A 7,719-nucleotide genomic window follows, 5' to 3' on the forward strand; every position below is an offset into this window, starting at 1 on the left:
GTGCGTTCCCGTGACCCGCAGGCGCATCCCGTCCCGACCGGGCGTGAGGAGGAGTGGCGGTTCACCCCGCTGCGCCGCCTGCGCGGCCTGCTCGCCGGCCCGGAGGCGACCGGCGCCGCCCTTGAGGTGGGCGTGCAGGCCCCGCCGCCGGTCACGGTCGAGCACGTCGGCCTCGACGACGCGCGTATCGGGCGGGTGCTGACCCCGGTCGACCGGGTGTCGGCGTTCGCGATGACCCGGGCCGAGCACGCGGTCGTGATCACTGTTCCCGCCGAGGCCGCGCCGGCCGAGCCGGTGGTCGTGCGGCTGCACGGCGGCGGCGGGGTCGCCTACGGGCATCTGGTCGTCGAGGTCGGCGCGTTCGCGTCCGCCACGGTGGTGCTCGACCACACCGGGGCGGCCACGTACGCCGGCAACGTCGAACTGTCGGTCGGTGACAGCGCGTCGCTGACGTTGGTGTCGTTGCAGGACTGGGACGCCGGCGCGGTGCACGTGGCCGCGCACGCCGCCACGGTCGGCCGGGACGCGCGGTTCCGCTCGTTCACCGTCACTCTTGGTGGTGATCTGGTACGTCTGTCACCCACGGTCACCTATGCCGGGCCCGGTGGGGACGCGGAGCTCTACGGGCTGTTCTTCACCGACGCCGGCCAGCACCAGGAGCACCGCCTGCTCGTCGACCACGGCCCGCGCTCGTGCCGCAGCCGGGTGGCCTACAAGGGCGCACTGCAGGGCGACGGCGCGCACGCGGTGTGGATCGGTGACGTCGTGATCGGGGCGGACGCCGTGGGTACCGACACCTACGAGCTCAACCGCAACCTCGTCCTCACCGACGGTGCCCGGGCGGACTCGGTGCCGAACCTGGAGATCTCCACCGGGGAGGTCACCGGCGCCGGCCATGCCAGCGCGACCGGGCGGTTCGACGACGAGGCGCTGTTCTACCTGATGGCGCGGGGCATCCCGGCGGACGAGGCGCGGCGCCTGGTCGTCCGGGGCTTCTTCGCCGAGATCGTCGACCGGATCGAGATCGGCTCGCTGCGGGAGCGGATCACCGCGGCGGTCGAGGCCGAGCTTGGCGGGGTCGTGTAGTGGGCGGTTTCCAGCGGGTGTGTGCCCTGTCCGACCTGAGCGAGGACCTCCCGCTCGGGGTGGAGGTCGACGGCGAGCCGGTGTGCCTGGCGCTGTCGGGCGGGCAGGTCTACGCCATCCGTGACGAGTGCTCGCACGCCGACGTCATGCTCTCCCAGGGCGAGATCGAGGACGCGAAGATCGAGTGCTGGCTGCACGGCTCGCAGTTCGACCTCACCACAGGTGAGCCCCTGGGGCTGCCGGCGACCGAGCCGGTGCCCGTCTATCCCGTGAAGATCGATGGTGACGACGTTCTTGTGGACGTCGGGGAGTCATAGCGCACGGCGCGCGGCGCATGTCAGGGCAGCGCGCGGGCCCGGTGGGGCAGGCGCCCCACGGAGCGGTTCCCGCGGCGCGGGGCCACGGTGCGCGGCGCGCGTCACAGATAGCGGTTTGAGGAGACTGAACTAAAGTGTCGACCCTTGAGATCCGTAACCTCCACGTCTCGGTGGAGACCGACTCCGCCGAGGGGAGGGAGATCCTGCGCGGCGTGGATCTGACGATCCGCCGCGGCGAGACCCATGCGATCATGGGGCCGAACGGCTCCGGCAAGTCGACGCTGGCGTATTCCATCGCGGGCCACCCCAAGTACACGATCACCGAGGGGACGGTGACGCTGGACGGCGTCGACGTCCTCGCGCAGAGCGTCGACGAGCGGGCCCGTACCGGGATCTTCCTGGCCATGCAGTACCCCGTCGAGGTGCCCGGGGTGTCGGTGTCGAACTTCCTGCGCTCGTCGGTGACGGCCGTGCGCGGCGAGGCGCCCAAGCTGCGGACCTGGGTCAAGGAGGTCCGCGAGTCCATGGCGACGCTGGAGATGGACCCGGCGTTCGCCGAGCGCAGCGTCAACGAGGGCTTCTCCGGCGGTGAGAAGAAGCGCCACGAGATCCTGCAGATGGCCCTGCTCAAGCCGAAGATCGCGATTCTGGACGAGACCGACTCCGGCCTCGACGTGGACGCGCTGCGGATCGTCTCCGCCGGCATCGAGTCTGTCCGGTCGGCGGGGCAGACCGGTATCCTGCTGATCACCCACTACACCCGCATCCTGCGGTACGTGAAGCCGGAGTTCGTCCACGTGATGGCCGGCGGCCGCATCGTCGACTCCGGCGGCCCGGAGCTCGCCGCAGTCCTGGAGGACACCGGCTACGACCGGTACGTGAAGACGACCGAGCCGGCCGGGACGGCGGCGTGACGATGACCGATACGGAAACCGACCCGAGGACCGGCAGCAGGCCTTCGCCCATCCTCGCCGGGGTGGGCGGGCCGAGGTCCGGCTACGACGTCGAGCGGGTCCGCAAGGACTTCCCGATCCTGGCGCGGCGGGTCCACGACGACCGGCCGCTGGTCTACCTCGACAGCGCGGCGAGCTCGCAGAAGCCCACCCGCGTCCTCGACGCCGAGCGGGACTACTACGAGCTGCACAACGCCAACGTCCACCGCGGCATCCACACGCTCGCCGAGGAGGCCACCGCGCTGTACGAGAACGCCCGGGACAAGATCGCGGCGTTTATCGGCGCACCCCGGCGCGACGAGATCGTCTTCGCCAAGAACTCCTCCGAGGCGCTGAACCTCGTCGCCTACGCGATGAGCAACGCGGCGGTGTCCGGCCCGGAGGCGGAGCGGTTCCGGCTCGGGCCCGGCGACGAGGTCGTCATCACCGAGATGGAGCACCACTCCAACCTGGTGCCGTGGCAGATGCTGTGCCGGCGGACCGGGGCGACACTGCGCTGGATCGGCATCACCGACGACGGCCGCCTCGACCTCTCCACCCTCGACCAGGTGATCAACGAGCGGACGAAGCTGGTCTCGTTTGTGCACCAGTCGAACATTCTCGGCACGGTCAACCCGGTCGCGACGCTGGTCGCCCGGGCCCGCGAGGTCGGCGCGCTCGTCGTGCTCGACGGCTCCCAGTCCGTGCCGCACATGCCGATCGACGTGACCGCGCTGGGGGTGGACTTCCTCGCCTTCACCGGCCACAAGATGTGCGGGCCGACCGGTATCGGCGTGCTGTGGGGCCGCAGCGAGCTGCTGGAGGTCATGCCGCCGTTCCTCGGCGGCGGCGAGATGATCGAGCTGGTGACGATGGAGTCGTCGACCTACGCCGACCCGCCGCACCGGTTCGAGGCCGGCACGCCAATGATCGCCCAGGCGGTCGGTCTCGGCGCCGCCGTCGACTACCTGACGGATCTCGGCATGGACGCCATCGCCGCGCACGAGCACGACGTCACCGCCTACGCCCTCGAACAGCTGACCGCCGTACCCGGGCTGCGGATCATCGGGCCGGCGGACGCGGTCGACCGCGGCGGCGCCGTCTCGTTCGTCCTGACCGGCTCCGACGGCCGGGCGCTGCACCCGCACGACGTCGGCCAGCTGCTCGACGAACTCGGCGTCGCCGTTCGTGTTGGACAGCACTGTGCCCGCCCGGTCTGCCTGCGCTTCGGCGTGCCGGCCACGACCCGGGCGTCCTTCCACCTGTACTCGACCCGCAGTGAGGTCGACGCGCTGGTGGAAGGTCTGGGGCATGTCCGGAGGTTCTTCGGGACGTGAAACTGGACTCCATGTACCAGGAGATCATCCTGGACCACTACCGCAACCCGCACCACCGCGGGCTGCGCGAACCGTTCGACGCCGAGGTCCACCACGTCAACCCGACCTGCGGCGACGAGGTGACCCTACGGGTCAGGGTCGCCGACGGTGTGGTGACGGATGTCTCCTACGAGAGCGAGGGCTGCTCGATCAGCCAGGCGTCCGCGAGCGTCATGACCGACCTTGTGATCGGCAGGTCCGTGGCCGACGCGCTCGGACTGGAACGGGAGTTCCTGGCGCTGATGCAGTCCCGCGGCACCCTGGAGCCGGACGAGGACGTGCTGGAGGACGCGGTAGCCTTCGCGGGCGTGTCGAAGTATCCGGCCAGGGTCAAGTGCGCACTGCTTTCATGGATGGCCTGGAAGGACGCGACCGTGCAGGCCGTGGGCGGCATCCCGGAACAGGAGGCGGACCGATGAGCGAGACCACCACGCTGGCCGACCAGCAGACGCCCGACACCGACCCGGCGGCGGCGCAGGCCACCGCTGCCGCCGGCGGCCCGGCCACCGCCGGCGCGACAGCCCCCAGCGAGGCAGCCACCACCACCGGACCGGCCGCTGGTGAGACGACCTCTGCCACCGGACCGGCTGCTGGTGGACCGGCTGCTGGTGGGACGGTCGTCGGCGGGGTGGCCGTTGGCGCCGCCGTCGACAAGGCCGCTCTCGAGGACGTCGAGGAGGCCATGCGCGACGTCGTCGACCCCGAGCTCGGCATCAACGTCGTCGACCTGGGCCTGGTCTACGGGATCAACATCCACGACGACAACACCGTGACCCTGGACATGACGCTGACCTCGGCGGCCTGCCCGCTGACGGACGTGATCGAGGACCAGACCCGCTCCGCCCTCACCGACGGCCCGGACGCCCTGGTCAACGACGTGACCATCAACTGGGTCTGGATGCCCCCCTGGGGCCCCGACAAGATCACCGACGACGGCCGCGACCAGCTCCGCGCCCTCGGCTTCAACGTCTGACCCACGGCTCCGGCCGTGCCAGGCGATGGATCTTCGGTCATGCCGGGCGATGAACATGCTGCCCTCAGGGAACACGGTGCCCGCAGGCGGAACCGTCGGAAGCGTCTGCTTCGCTACCGGCGGTTCCGCGGTTTCGTTTTTCCGTCAGGCCAGCAGGGCAGCGGGGGAGAAGCTGACCGGAAACGGCCTCTCCACCTTGCACGTCGCCGAGCCCTCGACCCGCGTGACCCGCTCGTACCGGCCTGCCGTCAGCTCGAAGACGGCGATCTCCGGGATATCCGGATCGATAATCCAGTATGACGGGATGCCGGATCCCTCGTACTCGTCGAACTTTTCCTTCCGGTCGTACCTACGTCCATATCGGGACAGGACCTCGACCACGAGGACCGGGATTTCGGCCTGGGCGTGCGGCATGACGACGATGTCGGGCTGGAGGACACGCCCACGCGGCAGAGCGACGTCGAAAGGGGCAGGAAGCGTCCGCGCGGTACCGGTCTGGGCGCCGACGAGAATGGCCAGCAGGTGCGCCACCACGAGCTGGTGGGTGAAGCCGGGGGACGGGCTCACCGCGATCGTCCCGTCAAGCAGCTCGTACCGCCTGCCGTCCTCGGGCGTCCGGCGCAGATCGTCCGCGGTGAAGCCGTCCGGGTGACGGGAGCGGAAGAAGGTAATCCCGTCGCGGGTCTCGACCGCGCCGATGCCGAACGGCCAGCGCCGCAGGTCGGCATCGGCGAGTGGTTCGTGCGGAAGACCGACGAACCGGGACCGCGCCCATGCCTCCTCGTCCGGGGGAGCTCCGTTCCCGGAGAACTCGGCCGGTGGGGACGTCGACGGATCATCTTTCACCATCACCCTGGTCATGCTGCCACTCCTCCGGACGTCGGGACAGCGTATTTGCTGTAAAGCATACGCCGAGAAGTAGCTGTCTTGATGCGATAAGTAGTCAATTTAGCTTTCTCATTGATGGCATCTATAGGTCGAGGTCGTCGGGCCTGCGTTCCAGAGTGCGGAAACGGCGCTTGACTTGAACCAAGGGTGAGGTTGTGAGCTTGGCCGCGGGGGATGTGTGCTCCGGGAACGTGAGCTGATCGGGAGGAGTCCTGTGCGCGCGGTGTGGTTGAAGGGGTTCGGCGGGCCGGAGGTGCTGGTCGCGGGCGACGCGCCGGACCTGGTGGCCGGGCCCGGGCAGGCACTGATCGAGGTGGCGTTCGCCAGCATCACTTTCGTGGAGACCCAGTTCCGGGCCACCGGCGCCGGACCGTACCCGGGCCAGGTGAAGCTGCCGATGATCCCGGGTAACGGCGTGGGTGGTGTGGTCACGGCGGTCGGCGCGGACGTCGACAAGGCCCTGGTCGGCAGGCGGGTGGTCAGCGCCACCGGCGGTTCCGGTGGTTATGCCGAACGCGCGGTGGTGGATGCCGGCGGCCTCGTCGAGGTTCCCGACAGTCTCGGTCTTGACAGTGCGGTGGCGCTGATGGCCGACGGGCGCACGGCGGTGATGCTGATCCGCGCGGCCGGGCTGCGCGGCGGGGAACGGGTTCTGGTCGAGGCGGCGGCCGGCGGCGTCGGCACGTTGCTCGTTCAGCTCGCACGGGCGGCCGGCGCCCGAGTCGTCGCGGCAGCCGGCGGGAGGCGCAAAATCGAACTGGCCCGTGAGCTGGGCGCCGAGGTGACGGTCGACTACCGGGAGCCCGGGTGGACCGAGCGCGTCCGAGAGGCCGTCGGCGGGGTGGACGTCGTCTTCGACGGAGTCGGCGGCACCATCGGCCGATCGTCGTTCGACCTGCTCGACCGCGGCGGCCGAATGGTCGTTTTCGGTCTCGCGAGCGGCGCCTGGACGGACATCTCCGACGAGACCGCCGCGGATCGCGCGGTGACGCTGATACGCCCACGGCCGACGCCGGAGGAGCTACGCGAGTTCGTCGAAACCGCACTGGCGGAGGCGGCGGCCGGTCGCCTACGCCCAGTGATCGGCCAACGCTTCCCCCTGGAACGCGCAGCCGACGCACACACAGCCATCCAGTCCCGAGCCACCATCGGCAAGACCCTCCTGGAAGCGCGGTGACACACCCCTCGTTTCCAAGATCTGCCGCAGTGTCTTCACAGCGTTCAGCGCAGCACGCTCACGCTCAGCAGCACGCTCAAAGGAGAGCCGCCTACCCCCCAGCGCCAGGCCCTCCTCTCCCGGCCGCACATCTATCGGTATCTGGATCTTTCCTGTGGCAACATCTGATCCGAACCCACCGGGCACCCTCCCCACACCCCTACCCACTGGAGACCACCCGCCCCGAACACGCGATGGTGGGCAACCAGAGCGCGATCCTCTAAAATAAGGATCATGCCTGTGACCTGGGCCTCTGCACTACCGCCGGACCGCTGCAAACCCCCCCGCCACCCAGCCCCACAAACCCCCCGTGACCTGCACGTTTACCCTCGGGTCCGTGATCATCCCTGGAGGGATTGAAACCTGGCCTACGCCGCACCAGCACTGCCGTACTCGGCGGTCCGTGATCATCCCTGGAGGGATTGAAACACAGTCTGGGGTGCGCGGACGTAGCCGATCGGCTGGTCCGTGATCATCCCTGGAGGGATTGAAACGAGCTGTCGGCACCGAGGGCATCAGGGCCTCCTGTCAGGTCCGTGATCATCCCTGGAGGGATTGAAACGGATCCGACTGAAGGACGCCTGGGCCAAGTTGGAGTCCGTGATCATCCCTGGAGGGATTGAAACTCGCGTCCGAGTTCGCGAACGACAGGGATGACGCCCGTCCGTGATCATCCCTGGAGGGATTGAAACGATTAATCCCCATCTCATACGCGGTATAGGCTACCTCGTCCGTGATCATCCCTGGAGGGATTGAAACTTTTCGGCGGGGCGATGGTCATCGTCCTTGCGTGGTCCGTGATCATCCCTGGAGGGATTGAAACACTTGCCCCGCCCACCTTGTGCTTTCTTTTGGGGAGGTCCGTGATCATCCCTGGAGGGATTGAAACACAAGGTCGACTCCGCATCTGCCCCCGCGGCCGCGTCCGTGA

The 7,719-nt window shown here is 69.0% G+C and carries 8 protein-coding genes and 1 CRISPR repeat array; of the genes, 7 read left to right on the forward strand and 1 reads right to left on the reverse strand.

The features are described 5' to 3' along the window. The 6 genes from sufD to NBX02_RS23005 all read left to right on the forward strand — a co-directional run. Positions 1–1,086: Fe-S cluster assembly protein SufD (gene sufD / locus NBX02_RS08125; RefSeq protein ID WP_250290700.1), on the forward strand; the 1,086-nt coding region annotated here is incomplete at its 5' end. Continuing rightward, positions 1,086–1,403: a non-heme iron oxygenase ferredoxin subunit gene (locus NBX02_RS08130; RefSeq protein ID WP_250287467.1), complete on the forward strand. Its 318-nt coding sequence runs from the start codon at positions 1,086–1,088 to the stop codon at positions 1,401–1,403. The genes sufD and NBX02_RS08130, both read left to right, overlap by 1 nt. Positions 1,404–1,537: 134 nt before the next feature. Then, positions 1,538–2,317, forward strand: a complete 780-nt coding sequence (sufC, locus tag NBX02_RS08135) for a Fe-S cluster assembly ATPase SufC (protein ID WP_250290701.1) — start codon at positions 1,538–1,540, stop codon at positions 2,315–2,317. 2 nt (positions 2,318–2,319) lie between these two features. Next, positions 2,320–3,672: a cysteine desulfurase gene (locus NBX02_RS08140; protein WP_250290704.1), complete on the forward strand. Its 1,353-nt coding sequence runs from the start codon at positions 2,320–2,322 to the stop codon at positions 3,670–3,672. Continuing rightward, positions 3,669–4,130: a Fe-S cluster assembly sulfur transfer protein SufU gene (sufU, locus tag NBX02_RS08145; protein WP_250290705.1), complete on the forward strand. Its 462-nt coding sequence runs from the start codon at positions 3,669–3,671 to the stop codon at positions 4,128–4,130. The genes NBX02_RS08140 and sufU overlap by 4 nt, the downstream gene beginning before the upstream one ends. Continuing rightward, positions 4,127–4,684, forward strand: a complete 558-nt coding sequence (locus NBX02_RS23005; protein ID WP_445548318.1) for a metal-sulfur cluster assembly factor — start codon at positions 4,127–4,129, stop codon at positions 4,682–4,684. Before sufU ends, NBX02_RS23005 begins: the two co-directional genes overlap by 4 nt. Positions 4,685–4,828: 144 nt before the next feature. Here the strand turns inward: NBX02_RS23005 and NBX02_RS08155 are convergent, their stop codons facing one another. Continuing rightward, entirely contained in the window at positions 4,829–5,545 is a 717-nt protein-coding gene (locus NBX02_RS08155) for a Uma2 family endonuclease (protein ID WP_250290707.1), read from the reverse strand. A gap of 241 nt (positions 5,546–5,786) precedes the next feature. Between NBX02_RS08155 and NBX02_RS08160 the strand changes: the two genes are divergently transcribed. Next, a complete protein-coding gene (locus tag NBX02_RS08160; RefSeq protein ID WP_250290709.1) occupies positions 5,787–6,749 on the forward strand; it encodes a zinc-binding dehydrogenase in 963 nt (320 codons plus the stop codon). Between the two features lie 372 nt (positions 6,750–7,121). Continuing rightward, positions 7,122–7,677: direct repeats of the CRISPR family, unit length 30 nt; unit sequence GTCCGTGATCATCCCTGGAGGGATTGAAAC. The last annotated feature ends 42 nt before the right edge of the window (positions 7,678–7,719 follow it).

It is taken from the genome of Protofrankia sp. CiP1_Cm_nod1 (genome assembly GCF_920888515.1).
Classification (GTDB): domain Bacteria; phylum Actinomycetota; class Actinomycetes; order Frankiales; family Frankiaceae; genus Protofrankia.